Annotated in this window: 1 pseudogene; it reads left to right on the top strand. The window is 57.5% G+C overall.

Features of this window, described 5'->3' with window-relative positions:
- Positions 1-138: 138 nt before the first annotated feature.
- Positions 139-595, top strand: a pseudogene (locus tag M9827_RS27615) (hypothetical protein); the annotation flags it as partial.

The following is a 595-nucleotide window of genomic DNA, read 5'->3' as shown; positions in this document are numbered from 1 at the left end:
AACAACATCGACAGGCTGGGCTTTGGGGACTTTTTCAGTCGAGGTCGTGCAGAAGATCGTCGACAACGCCAGTGGCTGGATCGAATCACAGCCTTTTGAGTTTGAAATCCACAACGACATGCCGGATGTCTCACCGACGTGACCCACACCAGGGACTACCGGCCGGTCTTCAGTGGCAAGGGTTACAACGGCGCCACCGTGAGTTTTTACCATCCTGGCGGCGACCTCAAGGCAGCCCCTGATGCAGTCGTGAGCGGCGGAACCTGGTCGAGCACAGCCTATGAAGAGTGGGGGCCGGTGAAGGATCGGGAAGTCCATATCCAGCAGTGTACCGAGGAGCATTGTTCACTCAACCGTGTGGTGTTGAAGGTTTCGATTGCGCCCCTGCCCCCTACAGTGGATGAGCCACCCCGGGAAGACCTGACACCGACGTTCCGCGGCACCTGCCTGGAAGGCGTGCGCACTCAATGGAGCAGTTTACCGTTGGTCGGGACTGTCAGATTTTACAGGTGTCCAGGTATCCGCGTGTTCTGTAAAAACAAGACTTATCGGCCGAAGGCCCCGGCGAAAGGCGCGCGATCATGTCAGAGAATAC

The organism is Pseudomonas sp. AKS31 (assembly GCF_023634765.1).
Classification (GTDB): Bacteria; Pseudomonadota; Gammaproteobacteria; order Pseudomonadales; family Pseudomonadaceae; genus Aquipseudomonas.
The sequence above is the reverse complement of the archived record's forward strand: the minus strand, read 5'-3'. Positions and strand labels throughout refer to the sequence as shown.